Genomic DNA, 16786 nt, shown 5'->3' with positions numbered 1-16786 from the left:
GGCCTCGTGCCGGGAACGGGCGCCTGAGGGGGGTGGGGCGCCCGGGGCGGTGGTCCGCCCGGAAGGTCCGAGCCCTACAGGACCAGGGAGAGCAGCAGGACGCAGACGATCCCGACGACCGAGATCAGCGTCTCCATCACCGACCAGGTCTTCAGCGTCTGGCCGACGTTCATGCCGAAGTACTCCTTGACCAGCCAGAATCCGGCGTCGTTGACATGGCTGAAGAAGAGCGAGCCGGCACCGATCGCCAGCACCAGCAGCGCACCGTGCGTGGTGCTCAACTCCGCGGCGAGCGGGGCGAGAAGCCCGGCGGCGGAGATGGTGGCCACCGTCGCGGAGCCGGTCGCGAGCCGGATGGCGACCGCGATCAGCCAGGCCAGCAGCAGCGTGGAGATGTGCCAGCCCTTGGAGACGTCCAGGATCATCTGGCCGACGCCGGCGTCCACCAGCGTCTGCTTGAACCCGCCGCCCGCGCCGACGATCAGCAGCACACCGGCGATCGGGGCGAGCGACCGCTCGACCGTGGCGGCGGTCCGGCCGCGGGTGAAGCCGGCCGCCCGGCCCAGCGTGAACATCGCGACGATCACGGCGGTCAGCAGCGCGATCAGCGGCGAGCCGACGACGTCGAAGACCCGCTGGACGGTGTGCTCGGGATCGTCGACGACGATGTCCACCAGCGCCTTGGCCAGCATCATCACGACCGGCAGCAGCACGGTGGCGACGGTGATCCCGAAGCCGGGCCGCTCGTCCGGGCCGTCACCGGTGCGCCCGGCCGCGGCGTCCCCGGGGGTGTGGAGCATCTGCTCCGGCGGGTGGATGTCCACCCACCGGGCCGCGTAACGGGAGAAGACCGGACCGGCGATGATCGCGGTCGGGACGGCGACGACGACGCCGAGCGCAAGGGTGATGCCGAGGTTCGCGCCGACCGCGTCTACCGCCACCAGCGGGCCGGGGTGCGGCGGAATCAGCCCGTGCATCACGGAGAGGCCGGCCAGTGCCGGGATGCCGATCCGCATCAGCGAGAAGTTGCCGCGCTTGGCGACCAGCAGCACCACGGGGATCAGCAGCACGATGCCGACCTCGAAGAAGATCGGCAGCCCGACGATGCCGGCGATCAGCACCATCGCCCAGGGCATGGTCCGGCTGCTCGCCTTCGCCAGGATCGTGTCGACGATCTGGTCGGCGCCACCGGAGTCGGCGAGCAGCTTGCCGAGGACGGCGCCGAGCGCGATCAGCACGCCGGTGCCCGCGACCGTCGTCCCCAGCCCCGCGGAGAAGCTGGCGATGGCCGCCTCGAGCGGCGCACCGGCCACCGCGCCGAGCACCAGCGAGCCGATGATCAGCGACAGGAAGGCATGCAGCTTGAACCGGGAGATGAGCAGGACGATGACGGCTATGCCGGCCAGGACGGCGATGCCCAGCTGTGCGTGACCGGCCGAGGTGATCGGCTCGGTCGCGTCCGCTGCGAGCATCTCCACACTGAGATGTGTCACGGCGATTCCCTTGCTTGGACTGAGGGGAGGGAGCGGGGGGTGGCGGTCTGGGTGGGGCCCGGTGCTATCCGGCGGGTGAGGCGGCGGCGCGCAGCGCGGCCACCGCCCGCTCGGCGATCTGCTGCGGGGTGCCGGAGACGTCCACGGCGACACCCGCCTCGTCCGGTCCGAGCGGTTCGAGCGTGGCGAACTGGGAGTCCAGGAGCGCCGCCGGCATGAAGTGGCCCTTGCGCTCGGCCATCCGCGCCTCGATCAGCGCGCGCTCGCCGGTGAGGTGCAGGAAGACGATGCCGGGGGCGGCGACGCGCAGCCGGTCGCGGTAGGCGCGCTTGAGTGCGGAGCTGCTGACGACCCCGCCCCGCCCGGCCCGGCCGTGCGCCCAGCGGCCGATCGCGTCGAGCCAGGGGCCGCGGTCGTCGTCGTCCAGCGGGATGCCGGCCGACATCTTGGCGATGTTGGCCGGCGGATGGAAGTCGTCACCTTCGGCGTACGGCACGCCCAGTTCGGCGGCCACCAGCGGGCCGATCGTGGTCTTGCCGGTACCGGCCACTCCCATCACGACGATGACGTCGCGGGCGGCGTCGGGCGTGCTCATCCCGTGTTACCTCGCTGTCTTCCTTGACCTCGTGCGCCCCCACTGAAACCCATTAGGTACGACGTATTCAAGCCCCTGTGATGCAAACGTCATACTTAATTGGCCGGAGGGCGGGAACGTAGGCTTGCCCCATGGAAAACGAGGGGAAGGGGCTGCACGCGCGTGTGCTGGAGTCCCTCGGACCCGCGATCACCGCGGGCGACTACCCTCCGGGCACGATCCTGCGCACGGACGAGCTGGAGCAGCGCTTCGACGTCTCGCGCACGGTCATCCGCGAGGCGATCCGGGTACTGGAATCCATGCAGCTGGTCGCCTCCCGGCGCCGCGTGGGGGTGACCGTCCGGCCGACCGAGGAGTGGAACGTCTACGACCCGCGGGTCATCGGCTGGCGGCTGGCCGGCCGCGACCGCCCCCGGCAGCTGCGCTCGCTGACCGTGCTGCGCTCGGCTGTCGAACCGGTCGCCGCCGGGCTCGCCGCCCGGCACGCCACCCCCGCCCAGTGCGCCGAACTCACCGAGCACGCCATGGGCATGGTCGCCACCTCACGCGGCCAGCAGCTCGACGCCTACCTCGTCCACGACACGGCCTTCCACCGCGTGATCCTCACCGCCTCCGGCAACGAGATGTTCGCCCGCCTCGGCGATGTCGTCGCCGCCGTCCTGACCGGCCGCACCCAGCACCACGTGATGTTCACCGACCCCGACCCGGCCGCCGTCACCCTCCACGTCCAGGTCGCCGAGGCGGTCCGCACCGGCGACGCGGACCGCGCGGAACGATTGACGCGCGAGATCACGGCGGGGGCGATGGCGGAGCTGGACGTACTGGCGCCGTAGCTGCGCTTGGGCCGCCTCCCACGTTTTCGGCTTTCCCGCCGTGGGGGTTCGCCGCCGTTGCGCCTGCGGCGGGCCCGTCCGCTGCGCTTTGCTGCGGCCGACGTGTTCGACTTACGCGCCGTTGCGGCTGCGGCGGGCTTGTTGCCGCTGCGCGGGGCTGTTCGGCTGCCGGTGACGGGCCGGAGGGGTTGGGTGTCCGGACTGCTGCGCTTTACGTCCGGACACCCAACCCCTCCGGCCCGCCCCCTCCCGTTGAGGGTGGGAGAAAACCGGTGGGGGTGAACGTCAGCCTTCGTGCGCGCGGTCGACGGACGGGGCCCGCCCCCACCGGCCTGCCTTCCACCCACCCACGGGAGGGGACAGACCGTAGGACGGAGTCCGTAGGGCTGTCACCGCACCCGACACACAAACGCCCGCCGCCAGGCGCAACGGCGAACAACCCGCACGGCGCCGCAGACAACAACGTGGGAGGTCAAAACAACGGTTGCTGGCCCGGAAACGGTGGTTCCTCCGGGTCGAAGAGGCGTTCCGCGGGGGCCATCAGGGGGGCGATCTTGCGGGAGCCGGGGCAGGAGATCAGTTCCAGTCCCGTGCGGCGGCCCGGAGGGTCGTGACGGGCGAAGCGGCCGCCGACGACGGCGATCTCTCGGGTGCAGACGGGGCACGCGCGGCGGGGTGACGACATGACATCAGTCTGACCTAGGCCGGCGTGCGGTAGGGGAGCCCCCCGGAGCCGCCGACCACACGCCGAGGCGTGCGGGCTCAGAACGCGTCGGTCGGCACATACGTCCCCCAGACCCCCCGCAACGCCTCACACACCTCCCCCACCGTCGCCCTCGCCCGCAGCGCCTCCCGCATCGGGGGCAGGACGTTGTCCGTGCCCTCGGCGGCCTTGCGCAGGTCGTCCAGGGCGCCGGTCACCGCGCGGCGGTTGCGGCGGGAGCGGAGCTGCGCCAGCCGCTCGATCTGCTGGGACTCGATCACCGGATCGACCCGCAGCGGCTCATAGGGCTCCTCCTCGTCCAGCTGGAAGCGGTTGACGCCGACCACCACCCGCTCACCGGCGTCGGTCTCCTGCGCGATCCGGTACGCGTTGCGCTCGATCTCGTCCTTCTGGAAGCCCCGTTCGATGGCGGCCACCGCACCACCCATCTCCTCGACCCGCTGCATCAGCGCGACGGCCGCCGCCTCCAGCTCGTCCGTCATCGACTCCACGGCATAGGAGCCGGCGAACGGATCGACGGTGGCGGTCACATCGGTCTCGTGCGCGAGCACCTGCTGGGTGCGCAGCGCCAGCCGGGCCGACTTGTCCGTGGGCAGCGCGATGGCCTCGTCGAAGGAGTTGGTGTGCAGCGACTGGGTGCCGCCGAGCACCGCGGCCAGCGCCTGGACGGTGACCCGGGCGAGGTTCACCTCCGGCTGCTGGGCGGTGAGCTGCACCCCGGCGGTCTGCGTATGGAACCGCAGCATCTGCGACTTGGGGTTCTTCGCGCCGAACTCCTCCCGCATGACGCGGGCCCAGATCCTGCGCGCGGCACGGAACTTGGCGACCTCCTCCAGCAGCGTCGTGCGCGAGACGAAGAAGAACGACAGCCGCGGCGCGAAGTCGTCCACCGCCATCCCGGCCGCCACGGCGCACCGCACGTACTCGATGCCGTTGGCGAGCGTGAAGGCGATCTCCTGCGCGGGCGAGGCGCCGGCCTCGGCCATGTGATAGCCGGAGATCGAGATGGTGTTCCACTGGGGGATCTCGGCCCGGCAGTACTGGAAGATGTCGGCGATCAGCCGCAGCGAGGGCTGCGGCGGGAAGATGTACGTCCCGCGTGCGATGTACTCCTTCAGCACGTCGTTCTGGATCGTCCCCTTGAGCTGACTCGCCGTCACTCCTTCCTCCTCGCCGACCAGTTGGTAGAGGAGAAGCAGCAGCGCCGCCGGTGCGTTGATCGTCATCGAGGTGGACACCCGGTCCAGCGGGATGCCGCCGAACAGCACCCGCATGTCCTCGACGGAGTCGATGGCCACCCCGACCTTGCCGACCTCGCCGGAGGCGATCGGGGTGTCCGAGTCGTGGCCCATCTGGGTGGGCAGGTCGAAGGCGACCGACAGCCCCGTCGTGCCGTGGGCGATCAGCTGCCGGTAGCGGGCATTGGACTCGCGGGCCGTGCCGAAGCCCGCGTACTGCCGCATCGTCCAGGGCCGTCCGGTGTACATCGACGGATAGACGCCGCGGGTGAAGGGGTAGCCGCCGGGCGCGCCGAGCCGTCGCTCGGCGTCCCAGTCGGCCAGCGACTGCGGCCCGTACACGGGCTCGATGGGCAGACCGCTCTCGTTGTACCGGACACCGCCCGATTCCTGCGCCATGGACGTACGCCTTCCCGCCGGTTGACCGTTATCCGCTCTTACGCCGTGTATTACCCGTTGTTTTACGCCTTGCCCTCAGCATGCCCGCAGGTTCGCCACGCCGCAGCGCTGGGAAGCATCTCCGGTGGCCGATCGGGATCTCCGAGATCCGGGGGTAGCGCATGACGCGGAGCAGCGGAAGACGGACGATGCCGGCGACGGCCGCGGTGCTGCTGGTGGCGGCGCTGGCGGTGGGCTGCCGCCCGGTGACGGTCACCAAGACCGGTGCGCCGGACGGCAAGGGAGTCCACCACGCCCCCACCACCCCCGCCCCGCCGCCGCTCGGCCGGCACGCCCCGCCGCCGGCACGTGCCACCCACCCCGCCCCGCGACCGGTCATGGCGTTCGGCTCACAGGGCGCGCGGGTCCGCGAACTCCAGGCGCGACTGGCCCAGCTGGGGTTCTTCGCCCACTCCCCCACCGGCTACTACGGTTCGCTCACCACCACCGCGGTCCGCGCCTTCCAGCGGCAGCAGGGACTGCCCCGTACGGGCGCGGTGCAGTCCGCGGCCTGGAGCGCCCTGCGCGCCCGCACCCGTCAGCCGACGAGGACGGAGCTCCATCCGCCCACCACCAGGCCGATAGGCGTGCTGGACCGGCGCTGCACGACGGGCAGGGTGATCTGCATCAGCAAGCGGTCGAACACCCTCACCTGGGTCGTCGACGGCCGGATCGCCTCGGCGATGGACGTCCGCTTCGGCTCCCAGTACACCCCCACCCGCGAGGGCACCTTCCACATCACGTTCAAGAGCCGCCGGCACGTCTCGACGATCTACCACACGGCCATGCCGTACGCGATGTTCTTCAGCGGCGGCCAGGCGGTCCACTACTCCGCGGACTTCGCCGCCCGCGGCTACACCGGCGCCTCGCACGGCTGCGTCAACGTACGGGACAAGGCGAAGATCGCCGCGCTGTTCGGCGAGGTGGGGAAGGGGACGAAGGTCGTCGTCCACCGCTAGAAGGTGTCTCGACCTGGGGGGCTGAGTCCACTGCGGGCCGGGCCCGGTGCGTGGCGGGAGGAGAAGGGCGCGGGCAGGGCCGGGGGAACGTGCCCCGCCCGCGCCATGTGCGCTGAGCCGTAGGTACGGGGGGAACCCCGGCTCCTCGCGCAGCCGATGACCAGTCGGCTTCACTCAGTACTGCGTCACCGGCTCGAAAAACGTCACACCTAGCTCGCGACCGTCGCACTCGGGGTGGCAGAAAGCGTGGCACTGCGCGGTTGCACGACGGACGACGAGGACCCGGGTGCCGGGGTGGAGGCGCCGGGGGCGGGGGTGGTGGCGGGTGACTGGGAGGGGTGGTCGTCGTCGTCCTCGTCGCCGCCGGAGCCGCCGCCGCTTGCGGACCCGCCGCCCAAGCCATCGTTGTCACCCGAGCCGCCGCCGCTCTGGTACCGGTCCAGATAGGCGCGGCAGAAGGCGTGCACCTTCTCCGGGCCGCCGGCCTTGCTCTCCAGTCGCTGCACGGTCTCGCGGTCCATCTGGCGGTTCTTGCCCGACTCGTAGTCCCGGCAGAGGCTGAGCAAAAGTTTCTTCTTGCCGCCCTTGCCGGATCCGCCGTCGCCGGGCTCCTGGTCGTGGCCGCGACCGCCGGGCGTGCCCTTGCCGGGTCCCGGGGTCGCGCCGCGGCTGCTGCCGGGGGTCGGGCCCCCGTCGGAGCCGGCGGTCTTCCCGCCGGACGAGGGGTCGGGGGTCCGCTCCGTCGTGCCGTCGGTCTGCGCGCCGGGCTCGCGGGTGTCGAACGGCCCGGGCGTCTCGACGGCGGAGACCGTGGAGGCCGGTTCGGGGTCGTCGCTGTCGCGGAACGGGCTGTGCAGTACGCCCGTGCCGGCCGCGACGGCGACGCCGCCGATGGCGCAGGCGGCGAGGGCCACGACGAAGCCGCGCCGGAAGGGGCGGACGACCCAGGGGCGTTCGGCGGCGCCGGTGGCGCGCGCGCCGCGTACCGCGGTCCGGCCGGCGGCGCCGCGGCCGCGCGAGCGGGCACCGGCGGCCTGGCGGAACGCCGATACGGCGGCCTCTTCACCCGGCAGCGGGGCGGCCCCGGACGTCTTGGCGCCGACCGCCGCGGCGGCCTGAAGCAGCTGTTCCAGTTCGTGTGCGCCGTCGCCGTGCCGGGCACTGACCGGTTCACCGCGCAGCAAGTGCTCCGCGGCATCCTTGTCGAGCCAGTCGTACCGGTCGTCGGCCATCACATGTCCTTCTGCGTTCGTGCGGCCGTTTCCGTCACACCTGGTACGTACGATTCCGCCACGCCGTTGCGGCGTCTGCGGCCCTGCACGGGCACTCCGTCGATCGTCCCGCCACCTCCGCGCGGCCCCCGCGCGGGCCTGCCGGACGGGGCGTCCTCACCCGCGTCCGCGCCGTCCTCCGCCCTGCCGGCGTCTGCGCCGTCACCGCTCCCGGGGCCGCCGTCCGGCGGGTCGCCGATCAGCTCGGCGAGCCGGCGCAGTCCGCGGTGCGCGGCGGTGCGCACCGCTCCGGGGCGTTTGCCGAGCACCTGCGCGGTGCTCTTGGCGTCCAGTCCGACCACCACCCGCAGCACCACGGCCTCGGCCTGGTCCTGCGGAAGGCGGGCTATCAGTCGCATGGTCCGGCCGGTGCCGAGGGCTTCCAGCGCCTCGCCCGCGGTGTCGGACGCCCCGGGGGTGTCGGCCAGTTCACTCTCGTCGCCGCCGATCGCCGGGCGCCGGCCGCGCATCCTGATGTGGTCGAGCGCGCGATTGCGGGCAATTCGGGCGGCCCAGCCGCGGAAGCGGTCGGCGTCGCCGCTGAAGCGGGAGAGGTCACGGGTTATCTGCAACCAGGCCTCGGAGGTGACATCCTCGACGTCCGCTTCGCTCACCAACGTCCGTACATATCCCAGAAGTCGGGGATGTACGGCGCGGTAGAGGGTACGGAACGCCGCCTCGTCGCCGTTTTGCGCCGCCTGCACGGCCACTGTCAGCCGACGGTCGTCCGGCTGAATGTCGTCCCCTCGCACGGGTCCATCCTGTCGCACGTGGAATGTCCGCCGCCCGGTCCTTGCTTGCTTTGCCTCGTTGCCCGGCCGTGTTCGCAGGCTACCGCCCGGCCCAGGTCAGGGTAGGTCGGGAACCCCGGGTAACCCGGCTGCTCCCGCCGACCGTAACCCGTGCACCCGCCGACGCCGAACCCGGGACGGCGGTGCCGCCCCCGCCGGCCGAGCGCCGAGCCGAGGAGCACACGGCGGCCGACGCACCGGTGAGACGCGCGCGCGGATCCATCTGCAGCTCCCGGGAAGGACGGCTTCTTTCGGCCGCCCCGGCGGCGCGACCACCACGCCATTCGGCGCGGATCCGCACGTTACGGGCCTGGCCGGGCTCGCGTCCAGACCACTAGCGGTACCCCGCCTGGCACCGCGTGTGACGCTTTCGCGCCGTCTGGCGCTGTACCGAATAGAGGGCCGTCACGGCCCTTCACGAACGACGGCCGGGGCCTCTCCTGTGGGGGGTGGCGGCCCCGGCCGTCCTCGTGGGTCCAGGCCGTCACGGAGCCTGATGCCGAGTTCACTGCCGCCGTCGAGGGAACATCACCCCGTATGGGGAGGGTGGCGGCCCCGGCCGTCCTCGTGGGTCCAGGCCGTCACGGAGCCTGATGCCGAGTTCACTGCCGCCGTCGAGGGAACATCACCCCGTATGGGGAGGGTGGCGGCCCCGGCCGTCCTCGTTTCTCTCACCCGATTCTTACCGGGGCGGCTCTCACACCCGGCCCGCCAGCGCCTGGAACTGCGACCAGGACAGGGCGGGCGTCCGCGGGTCCCAGGTCTTCTGTGCCAGCGCCGCCAGTGGCAGCCGGATCCCGGCGGCCACCTGCTGCGCCGTCTGCGCCTCGGACCGGTCGCACCAGATCGCGAAGCGCGCGCCGGGGATCCGGTCCGGGCCGGTCATGCTCGCGGGCACCGAGACCGGCTGGGTGTGGCGGAGCACCTTGGGCGTCCAGCTCTCGTAGATCCGCCGGCCGGTCGGGTAGAAGAACTGGTTGGGCTCGCCGAGGACGTAGTAGAGGAACTCGTCGTTGAAGTTCATGACGTTGCGGCCCTCGCGCAGGAACTCCGCCGGGTCGCGCTGTCCGAGCTCCTTGCCGGTCCAGTAGTCGACCATCCGGTTCTTGTCAGCGCTCACCCGCGGGCTGGAGAAGAACCCGTCGTTCCAGGCCTCGATCCGGTTCTTGCCCTGCGCCTCGACGGTCTTCTGCCGGTCGTTGAGCCAGCCGGTCGCCAGGTCCTTGATGGTGCCGCCCGATCCGTACTTCCGCTGTGCGGCCCGGGTGAGCTGCGGATACGTGGTCGCCGGTGTGGAGGACAGCAGCGCCTGGTACTCGTCGCCGCCCAGGTGCCAGTAGGCGGGGGCACCCTTGGGGTTGGCGAACAGGTCGCTCATCTCCTTCAGCAGCGAGTCGATCAGCGGGGCCGCCTTGGGGTTGGAGATGTCGATCGCACCCGGGACCACCGTGCCCGACGCCTTGCGCAGCAGCAGATCCTGATGGTGCTCCAGCACGGCGCCCAGGTGGCCGGGCGAGTCCAGTTCCGGGACGACGGAGATGTGCAGGCTGCGGGCGAGCCTGATGATCTGGCGCACCTGCGCCTTGGTGAGGTGGTCCGCCGAGACGACCTCGGGGTGGGTGTCGCTCTGGATGCGGAAGCCCTGGTCGTCGGAGAAGTGCAGCTGGAACTGGTTGAGCTTGAGGTCGGCGATCTCCCGCAGGCGCGCCTCGATCCAGTCCTGACTGAAGGGCTTGCGGGCGTTGTCCAGCGACATCCCGCGCTGCGGGCGGTCCGGCCGGTCCTCGATGGTGCCCTCGGGGAGTCCGCCGGCGGCGCGTACGGCCTGCTTGACGGTGCGGGTGCCGTAGAAGATTCCGGCGTCGGTGGGGGCCGTCAGAGTGAGCCGGGTCCCGCGGGCGGTGAGGGTGTAGGCCTCGTCGGCCGCGCCTCGGACCGGCACGTTGTCGGCGGTGCTCTTGCCCGTCGCCTTCACCTCGATGTCGCCGGGACGTATGGTCTCGTCGCCGTAGACGACGTCCAGTCCCCCCAGGTCGCGGGCCATCAGCTGCGCCTCGTCGGCGACATTGCTGTGCTCGCCGGCCGGGACCACCACACGGGCCTGCTCGGTCGGGCGCCAGCCGCGCCCGTCGGCCCGGCGGAACTCGCGTACGGCGGGGATGACCTGTGGCGTTCCGGTCACCGGTGCCCATGTCGGGGTGGCGGCCGCCTCGGGGTTGACCTTGGCGCTGGTGCTGCCGGGCGGTTCGGTGTCCGCGCTTCCGGAGCAGCCGGTGAGCAGCAGCGCACCGGTGAGCGCCACGGCCGGGAGCGCGGCGCGTGGCGGCCGCTTCGGGTTCGACATCGTGCAATCCTCACTTTTCGGGGCGAAGGCATTGCCAGGTGTACGGAGTCGGTCGTCCACCGAACACGCGAAAGCTCTCTCATCCGGGTGAAATTCGCGCATCCGTCGGACAGTGGCCGAGAACCATCGTTAGCGTGGCGCTCGCTTGTTCGTCACCCCTTTCTCAGGGCTCTCCTTGGAACCGCCGGGCACCGCCGAGGTGTCATGCCACACACACCACCGCCACACCCGCCGCCGCGGCCACGCGCGTCCCGACTCCGGTCCGCTCCCCCAGCTTCCGTCAGCCGCCCGCCCCGCACCCGTCGAAGAGATCCATTCGCATCCGTCCGAGGAGCCCACGCTGTCCGGTGACACCCCGGCCGCCCGGCCGACGACGCTGCACCCCCCGCGAGCGCCGTGGTGCGGCATACCCACCCAGGCCGGCGGCGCCGCCCTGGCCCGCCCCGCGGCCCGGGGGCTATCCCGCCTCAACGCGCTGACCTGCGACGACGCCCTGACCGCGCTGCTCGGCTGCTGCCACAGCCGGCGCTGGGCCGAGCGGGTCGCGGCACACCGCCCGTACGCCGACACCGCGGACCTGCTCGCCGCCTGCGACCAGGCCTGCGACGACCTCGCGGCGGCCGACCTCGACGAGGCGCTCGCCGGCGAGTGCCGCTCCCCGCTGCCGCTGACCGCCGCCCGCGGCCCCGGCATGCTCGCCGCCCACACCGCACTGCGCGCCGCGCACGCCGAGTACGAGCGGCGCTTCGGCCATGTCTTCGTGATCTGCCTGGACGGCCTGCGCGAGCACGAAATCCTCGACGAGGTCCTGTCCGCCCTGCGCGCCCGGCTGGGCAACGACCCGGCCGGGGAGCGGGCGGTCGCCGCCGACGAGCTGCGCCGACTGGCCCGCGGCCGACTGGCCCGACTGGCGGCCTGAGGGCGGCCCCCCGGCGCCGCCACGACCCGAGCCGATCCCCGCCGGGCGCCCCGGAGTCCGGCGAATCGGGCCGTACGCCCGGCAAAGTCGGTTTCCTCCTCGTGTGATAGCCCGTTGGTGCCTGTTTGATCACACCTAAGGACCCCCGCGCGAGGAACCGACAGCTCGTCGATACGATGACGAGCGGCCGGTGGACCGTACCCGGCCGGGCCCGACCGACAGAGAAGCCGGCGCGGCCCTAGTCCCCGCTCCCGGAGGGTTCTTCCGTGCCGGCTGGAACGCTGTACCGCGGCCGGGAAGGCATGTGGTCCTGGGTGGCTCACCGAGTCACCGGCGTCCTCATCTTCTTCTTCCTGTTCGTACACGTCCTCGACACCGCTCTCGTACGTGTCTCCCCCGAGGCCTACGACAACGTCGTTGCGACCTACAAGACGCCGATCGTCAACGTGATGGAGTACGGCCTGGTGGCCGCCATCCTCTTCCACGCGCTCAACGGCCTGCGCGTCATCGCCGTGGACTTCTGGGCCAAGGGCCCGAAGTACCAGAAGCAGATGCTGTGGACCGTTGTCGGCGTCTGGGTCGTGCTGATGGCCGGTGCCTTCTACCCCGTGCTGCAGCACACCCTGCGCACGCTGTTCGGGAGCTGACGCGAGATGTCTGCTGAAACCACCTCCGCAGGTGCCACCGCGGCGGGCGCGACCGGCGCGACCGACGGCGTCTCGCTCTACGACGTGGACAACCCGGCTCCCGTCATCGAGGCGCCGCGCAAGCGCACCAACAAGACCGGTAGCGCGTCCCGAGGCAACTTCGAGATGCAGGCCTGGCTGTTCATGCGGCTGTCCGGCATCGTGCTGGTCGTCCTGGTCCTGGGTCACCTGCTGATCCAGCTCGTCCTCGACGGCGGCGTCTCCAAGATCGGCTTCGCCTTCGTCGCCGGCCGCTGGGCCTCGCCGTTCTGGCAGGTCTGGGACCTGCTGATGCTGTGGCTGGCCATGCTGCACGGCGCCAACGGCCTGCGCACCGTCATCAACGACTACGCGCAGCGGGACAACACCCGCTTCTGGCTGAAGATGCTGCTGTACACCGCGACGGTGTTCACCGTCCTGCTGGGCACGCTGGTGATCTTCACCTTCGACCCGAACATCTCCTGAAGCCGGGGCTGACTGGAACCATGCAGATCCACAAGTACGACACCGTCATCGTCGGCGCCGGCGGCGCGGGGATGCGCGCGGCCATCGAGTCGACCAAGCGCAGCCGCACCGCGGTCCTGACGAAGCTCTACCCGACCCGCTCCCACACCGGCGCCGCCCAGGGCGGTATGGCCGCCGCCCTCGCGAACGTCGAGGAGGACAACTGGGAGTGGCACACCTTCGACACGGTCAAGGGTGGCGACTACCTGGTCGACCAGGACGCCGCCGAGATCCTGGCGAAGGAGGCCATCGACGCGGTCCTCGACCTGGAGAAGATGGGCCTGCCGTTCGGCCGCACCCCCAAGGGTGAGATCGACCAGCGCCGCTTCGGCGGTCACTCCCGCAACCACGGCGAGGCCCCGGTCCGCCGTGCCTGCTACTCGGGCGACCGCACCGGCCACATGATCCTCCAGACGCTGTACCAGAACTGCGTCAAGGAGGGCGTGGAGTTCTTCAACGAGTTCTACGTCCTCGACCAGCTGGTCGTCGAGGAAGACGGCATCAAGAAGTCCGCGGGCGTCGTCGCGTACGAACTGGCCACCGGCGAGATCCACGTCTTCCAGGCGAAGTCGGTCATCTACGCCTCCGGCGGCACCGGCAAGTTCTTCAAGGTGACCTCCAACGCGCACACCCTCACCGGCGACGGCCAGGCGGCCTGCTACCGGCGTGGACTGCCGCTGGAGGACATGGAGTTCTTCCAGTTCCACCCGACCGGCATCTGGCGGATGGGCATCCTGCTGACGGAGGGCGCCCGCGGTGAGGGCGGCATCCTCCGCAACAAGGACGGCGAGCGCTTCATGGAGAAGTACGCGCCGGTCATGAAGGACCTCGCCTCGCGTGACGTCGTCTCGCGCTCCATCTACACGGAGATCCGCGAGGGCCGCGGCTGCGGTCCCGACGGCGACCACGTCTACCTGGACCTCACCCACCTGCCGCCGGAGCAGCTGGACGCCAAGCTCCCGGACATCACCGAGTTCGCGCGGACCTACCTCGGCATCGAGCCCTACACGGACCCGATCCCGATCCAGCCGACCGCCCACTACGCCATGGGCGGCATCCCGACCAACGTCGAGGGCGAGGTGCTGGCCGACAACACCACCGTCGTCCCGGGCCTGTACGCCGCCGGCGAGGTCGCCTGCGTCTCCGTGCACGGCGCCAACCGCCTGGGCACCAACTCGCTGCTGGACATCAACGTCTTCGGCCGTCGGGCCGGCATCGCGGCGGCCGAGTACTCGGCCACCACCGAGTACGTCGAGCTGCCCGAGGACCCGGCGCAGCAGGTCGTCGACCAGGTCGAGCGGCTCCGTAACTCCACCGGCACCGAGCGGGTCACCGAGATCCGCAACGAGCTCCAGGAGTGCATGGACGCCAACGTGATGGTGTTCCGCACCGAGCAGACGATCAAGACCGCGGTCGAGAAGATCGGTGAGCTGCGCGAGCGCTACCGGAACGTGTCCATCCAGGACAAGGGCAAGCGGTTCAACACCGACCTGCTGGAGGCCATCGAGCTGGGCAACCTGCTCGACCTGGCCGAGGTCATGGCGGTCTCCGCGCTGGCCCGCAAGGAGTCCCGCGGCGGCCACTACCGCGAGGACTTCCCCAACCGCGACGACGTCAACTTCATGCGGCACACCATGGCGTACCGCGAGGTGGGCGCAGACGGCGCCGAGTCGATCCGCCTCGACTACAAGCCGGTCGTACAGACCCGCTACCAGCCGATGGAGCGTAAGTACTGATGAGCACCCCGACCATCGACGAGCACTCCGCGGCCCTGGACGCGGCCGAGAGCACCGCCTCGCACCTGATCTCGGTCACCTTCCGGATCCGCCGGTTCAACCCGGAGGTCTCCGAGGAGGCCAGCTGGCAGGACTTCCAGCTGGAGATCGACCCCAAGGAGCGCGTCCTGGACGCCCTCCACAAGATCAAGTGGGACCAGGACGGTACGCTGACCTTCCGCCGCTCCTGCGCCCACGGCATCTGCGGTTCGGACGCCATGCGGATCAACGGCCGCAACCGGCTGGCCTGCAAGACGCTGATCAAGGACATCAACCCGGAGAAGCCGATCACGGTGGAGGCCATCAAGGGCCTGACCGTGATGAAGGACCTTGTCGTCGACATGGAGCCCTTCTTCCAGGCGTACCGCGATGTGATGCCCTTCCTGATCACGACGGGCAACGAGCCGACCCGCGAGCGCCGGCAGTCCCCCGAGGACCGCGAGCGCTTCGACGACACCACCAAGTGCATCCTGTGCGCCGCCTGCACGTCCTCGTGCCCGGTGTTCTGGAACGACGGCCAGTACTTCGGCCCGGCGGCGATCGTCAACGCGCACCGCTTCATCTTCGACTCGCGTGACGAGGGCGGGGAGCAGCGGCTGGAGATCCTCAACGACAAGGACGGCGTCTGGCGCTGCCGGACGACCTTCAACTGCACGGACGCCTGCCCGCGCGGTATCGAGGTCACCAAGGCGATCCAGGAAGTCAAGCGCGCGCTGATCACCCGCCGCTTCTGATCTCCGCGGCGGTCCGGGCCTGGGTCCGGACGCCGATGAGCGCCGGCACGTTGCCGAGGGCCTCGCTTCCGTACAGCCGGAAGCGGGGCCCTTCGGCGTGCTCGGGCGGCGCCGCCGGATACACCAGCACCGGCGGCAGCTCCTCGTCGACCAGCGCCACCGGCTCGTCCCGGCAGAAGTACGACGGGACGAACACCAGCCCCCGGCCCTGAAGATGCAGCTCCCGTTCCACCGGGTAGTCGACCTCCAGCACCGGTGGCCGCCACCGCATCACCGGCCCGAACGTCCGCAGCATCGCCTGCGCCCCGGACTGCGCCAGCGCATGCACCCGCAACGCCCGGTCGGCGCCCACCTGTTGGGCGATCCGCGGCCAGCTCGGCGCGATCGCCTGATGGTGGTACGTCCGCAGGCTCCGCGCGAGGTGTCGCAGCGCGGCCGGTTCCCCCGCCGCGATCCGGCGCGCCCACCCCGGCAGCGCCCGGTGGCCGGACAGCAGCGTCAACTCGGCCCGCAGCCGCCTGCGCGAGGTGCTCATCACGGCCTCCAGCCCGGGTTCGACCCCGTCCAGCGCCGCGAACGGCGTGAGGAAGTCCGGGAAGTAACCGTGCTTGGGCACCAGCGGCAGCAGCGTCCGCAGCGGCCCCGGGCCGTGCCGCACCGCATGCTGCCGCCAGGCCGCCAGCGCGGGCTCGGTACGGCTCTCCCGCAGCGCGTGCAGACTCAAGACCGTCTCCCAGAGCGGGTCGGCCCCGTCGGCCACTCTCGTACGCGTCAGATCCTGTCCGGTGAAGTGCACTCGCAGCACATCAGCCCCCTGCGTCCCCGCCGTTCCCCCGAACGGCGTGCACACGAGGATCTGTCCGACGGGTGGCTTGTGGCAAGCGCTCGAACGGGTTCCGTTGGGCCCGCGCCGCCGGGCAGGGGCGGCTACTCCCCGTCCAGCACCTTGTCCAGGAAGGCGTCCAGATTCCGCATCGTGCGGGCGATCCGCTCCTCCAGCGGCAGCGTCTCCTCGTGCCGCCCGGCGAGCTGGGAGTGCTTGCGGCCCCGGACGTAGAGCGAGCACGCCAGGTCGGCGCAGAGGTACGTCCCCACGGTGTTGCCCTGCCGCCCCGCCGGGCCCGCGCGGCGCGCGGCGAGCAGGGCGACGCCGGAGCCCGGGTGGCCGGTCACGCAGACCGAGCACACCGTCGTCTTGGTGAAGGAGCGCCGTACGCCCTGCGGCACCCGCAGCGTCACCCCGATCAGGTCGTCGCCGCGCGGGGCGACCAGATAGCTCCGGTCCGGCGCCCCGGGATCGCGCCACCCCAGGAAGTCCAGGTCCGCCCACGGCAGGTCGGCCAGGCCCGCGGGCAGATGGAGCCGGCTCGCCTCCCCCTTCGAGCAGTTCACAAAAGAGGCACGTATCGCTTTTTCACCCACGGGATCCATGGAAGTGAAGCTAACAACGCGGCTGCGGCCCCGTCGCGCGAATTTCCTCGC

The 16786-nt window shown here is 71.2% G+C and carries 16 protein-coding genes; 7 read left to right on the top strand and 9 right to left on the bottom strand.

Annotated features, from left to right (window positions below):
* Positions 1-74: 74 nt before the first annotated feature.
* Positions 75-1493: a gluconate:H+ symporter gene (locus WAB15_RS25810; RefSeq protein ID WP_407287714.1), complete on the bottom strand. Its 1419-nt coding sequence runs from the start codon at positions 1491-1493 to the stop codon at positions 75-77.
* A gap of 64 nt (positions 1494-1557) precedes the next feature.
* Positions 1558-2088, bottom strand: a complete 531-nt coding sequence (locus WAB15_RS25805) for a gluconokinase (protein WP_399148322.1) — start codon at positions 2086-2088, stop codon at positions 1558-1560.
* A gap of 131 nt (positions 2089-2219) precedes the next feature.
* Between WAB15_RS25805 and WAB15_RS25800 the strand changes: the two genes are divergently transcribed.
* Complete coding sequence (locus tag WAB15_RS25800) at positions 2220-2921, top strand: FadR/GntR family transcriptional regulator (protein WP_407287713.1); 702 nt, start codon at positions 2220-2222, stop codon at positions 2919-2921.
* 472 nt (positions 2922-3393) lie between these two features.
* Here the strand turns inward: WAB15_RS25800 and WAB15_RS25795 are convergent, their stop codons facing one another.
* On the bottom strand, positions 3394-3606 hold the full coding sequence (locus tag WAB15_RS25795) for a hypothetical protein (RefSeq protein WP_384425488.1): 213 nt from the start codon (positions 3604-3606) through the stop codon (positions 3394-3396).
* A gap of 77 nt (positions 3607-3683) precedes the next feature.
* Positions 3684-5282 (bottom strand): methylmalonyl-CoA mutase, encoded by a 1599-nt coding sequence (locus tag WAB15_RS25790; RefSeq protein WP_407287712.1) that lies wholly within the window; start codon positions 5280-5282, stop codon positions 3684-3686.
* Positions 5283-5470: 188 nt separating this feature from the next.
* Here WAB15_RS25790 and WAB15_RS25785 point away from each other — a divergent pair, with 188 nt between their 5' ends.
* Positions 5471-6280, top strand: coding sequence for a peptidoglycan-binding protein (locus tag WAB15_RS25785; RefSeq protein WP_407287711.1), 810 nt, complete (start codon positions 5471-5473; stop codon positions 6278-6280).
* A gap of 209 nt (positions 6281-6489) precedes the next feature.
* Here WAB15_RS25785 and WAB15_RS25780 read toward each other — a convergent pair whose 3' ends face one another.
* From WAB15_RS25780 to WAB15_RS25770, 3 genes are all read right to left on the bottom strand, one after another.
* Positions 6490-7512, bottom strand: coding sequence for a hypothetical protein (locus WAB15_RS25780; RefSeq protein ID WP_407287710.1), 1023 nt, complete (start codon positions 7510-7512; stop codon positions 6490-6492).
* A complete protein-coding gene (locus tag WAB15_RS25775) occupies positions 7512-8288 on the bottom strand; it encodes an RNA polymerase sigma factor (protein WP_407289296.1) in 777 nt (258 codons plus the stop codon). Before WAB15_RS25775 ends, WAB15_RS25780 begins: the two co-directional genes overlap by 1 nt.
* A 751-nt stretch (positions 8289-9039) precedes the next feature.
* Positions 9040-10686, bottom strand: a complete 1647-nt coding sequence (locus WAB15_RS25770; RefSeq protein WP_407287709.1) for a beta-N-acetylhexosaminidase — start codon at positions 10684-10686, stop codon at positions 9040-9042.
* Between the two features lie 199 nt (positions 10687-10885).
* Here WAB15_RS25770 and WAB15_RS25765 point away from each other — a divergent pair, with 199 nt between their 5' ends.
* The 5 genes from WAB15_RS25765 to WAB15_RS25745 all read left to right on the top strand — a co-directional run bounded on the left by WAB15_RS25765 (position 10886) and on the right by WAB15_RS25745 (position 15304).
* A complete protein-coding gene (locus WAB15_RS25765) occupies positions 10886-11605 on the top strand; it encodes a 2-oxo-4-hydroxy-4-carboxy-5-ureidoimidazoline decarboxylase (protein ID WP_407287708.1) in 720 nt (239 codons plus the stop codon).
* Positions 11606-11871: 266 nt separating this feature from the next.
* Positions 11872-12252, top strand: coding sequence for a succinate dehydrogenase, cytochrome b556 subunit (sdhC, locus tag WAB15_RS25760; RefSeq protein ID WP_129250783.1), 381 nt, complete (start codon positions 11872-11874; stop codon positions 12250-12252).
* Positions 12253-12258: 6 nt separating this feature from the next.
* Entirely contained in the window at positions 12259-12756 is a 498-nt protein-coding gene (locus WAB15_RS25755; RefSeq protein ID WP_407287707.1) for a succinate dehydrogenase hydrophobic membrane anchor subunit, read from the top strand.
* 20 nt (positions 12757-12776) lie between these two features.
* Positions 12777-14531 carry a succinate dehydrogenase flavoprotein subunit gene (gene sdhA / locus WAB15_RS25750; RefSeq protein WP_399148314.1) on the top strand — a complete coding sequence of 585 codons (1755 nt, stop codon included), beginning with the start codon at positions 12777-12779 and terminating at the stop codon, positions 14529-14531.
* On the top strand, positions 14531-15304 hold the full coding sequence (locus WAB15_RS25745; protein WP_399148313.1) for a succinate dehydrogenase iron-sulfur subunit: 774 nt from the start codon (positions 14531-14533) through the stop codon (positions 15302-15304). The genes sdhA and WAB15_RS25745 overlap by 1 nt, the downstream gene beginning before the upstream one ends.
* On the opposite strand, the gene WAB15_RS25740 is transcribed toward WAB15_RS25745, so the two are convergent.
* Both WAB15_RS25740 and WAB15_RS25735 read right to left on the bottom strand, forming a co-directional pair.
* Positions 15288-16109, bottom strand: a complete 822-nt coding sequence (locus tag WAB15_RS25740) for a DUF5937 family protein (RefSeq protein ID WP_407287706.1) — start codon at positions 16107-16109, stop codon at positions 15288-15290. The two genes, WAB15_RS25745 and WAB15_RS25740, sit on opposite strands and share 17 nt — an antisense overlap.
* A gap of 122 nt (positions 16110-16231) precedes the next feature.
* Positions 16232-16735, bottom strand: a complete 504-nt coding sequence (locus WAB15_RS25735) for an FBP domain-containing protein (RefSeq protein ID WP_399148311.1) — start codon at positions 16733-16735, stop codon at positions 16232-16234.
* Positions 16736-16786 lie beyond the last annotated feature (51 nt).

The sequence above is a fragment of the Streptomyces sirii genome, from assembly GCF_045690365.1.
GTDB classification, from domain to species: Bacteria; Actinomycetota; Actinomycetes; order Streptomycetales; family Streptomycetaceae; genus Streptomyces; species Streptomyces sirii.
This window is presented reverse-complemented; position numbering and strand designations above follow the sequence as displayed.

What these genes read in the sequence shown, in the direction of transcription:
- WAB15_RS25805 (WP_399148322.1), bottom strand. Translation starts at nt 2,088, where the DNA reads ATGAGCACGCCCGACGCCGCCCGCGACGTCATCGTCGTGATGGGAGTG.
- WAB15_RS25745 (WP_399148313.1), top strand. Translation starts at nt 14,531, where the DNA reads ATGAGCACCCCGACCATCGACGAGCACTCCGCGGCCCTGGACGCGGCC.
- WAB15_RS25770 (WP_407287709.1), bottom strand. Translation starts at nt 10,686, where the DNA reads ATGTCGAACCCGAAGCGGCCGCCACGCGCCGCGCTCCCGGCCGTGGCG.
- WAB15_RS25790 (WP_407287712.1), bottom strand. Translation starts at nt 5,282, where the DNA reads ATGGCGCAGGAATCGGGCGGTGTCCGGTACAACGAGAGCGGTCTGCCC.
- WAB15_RS25735 (WP_399148311.1), bottom strand. Translation starts at nt 16,735, where the DNA reads ATGGATCCCGTGGGTGAAAAAGCGATACGTGCCTCTTTTGTGAACTGC.
- WAB15_RS25755 (WP_407287707.1), top strand. Translation starts at nt 12,259, where the DNA reads ATGTCTGCTGAAACCACCTCCGCAGGTGCCACCGCGGCGGGCGCGACC.
- WAB15_RS25780 (WP_407287710.1), bottom strand. Translation starts at nt 7,512, where the DNA reads ATGGCCGACGACCGGTACGACTGGCTCGACAAGGATGCCGCGGAGCAC.
- WAB15_RS25800 (WP_407287713.1), top strand. Translation starts at nt 2,220, where the DNA reads ATGGAAAACGAGGGGAAGGGGCTGCACGCGCGTGTGCTGGAGTCCCTC.
- sdhA (WP_399148314.1), top strand. Translation starts at nt 12,777, where the DNA reads ATGCAGATCCACAAGTACGACACCGTCATCGTCGGCGCCGGCGGCGCG.
- WAB15_RS25785 (WP_407287711.1), top strand. Translation starts at nt 5,471, where the DNA reads ATGCCGGCGACGGCCGCGGTGCTGCTGGTGGCGGCGCTGGCGGTGGGC.
- WAB15_RS25795 (WP_384425488.1), bottom strand. Translation starts at nt 3,606, where the DNA reads ATGTCGTCACCCCGCCGCGCGTGCCCCGTCTGCACCCGAGAGATCGCC.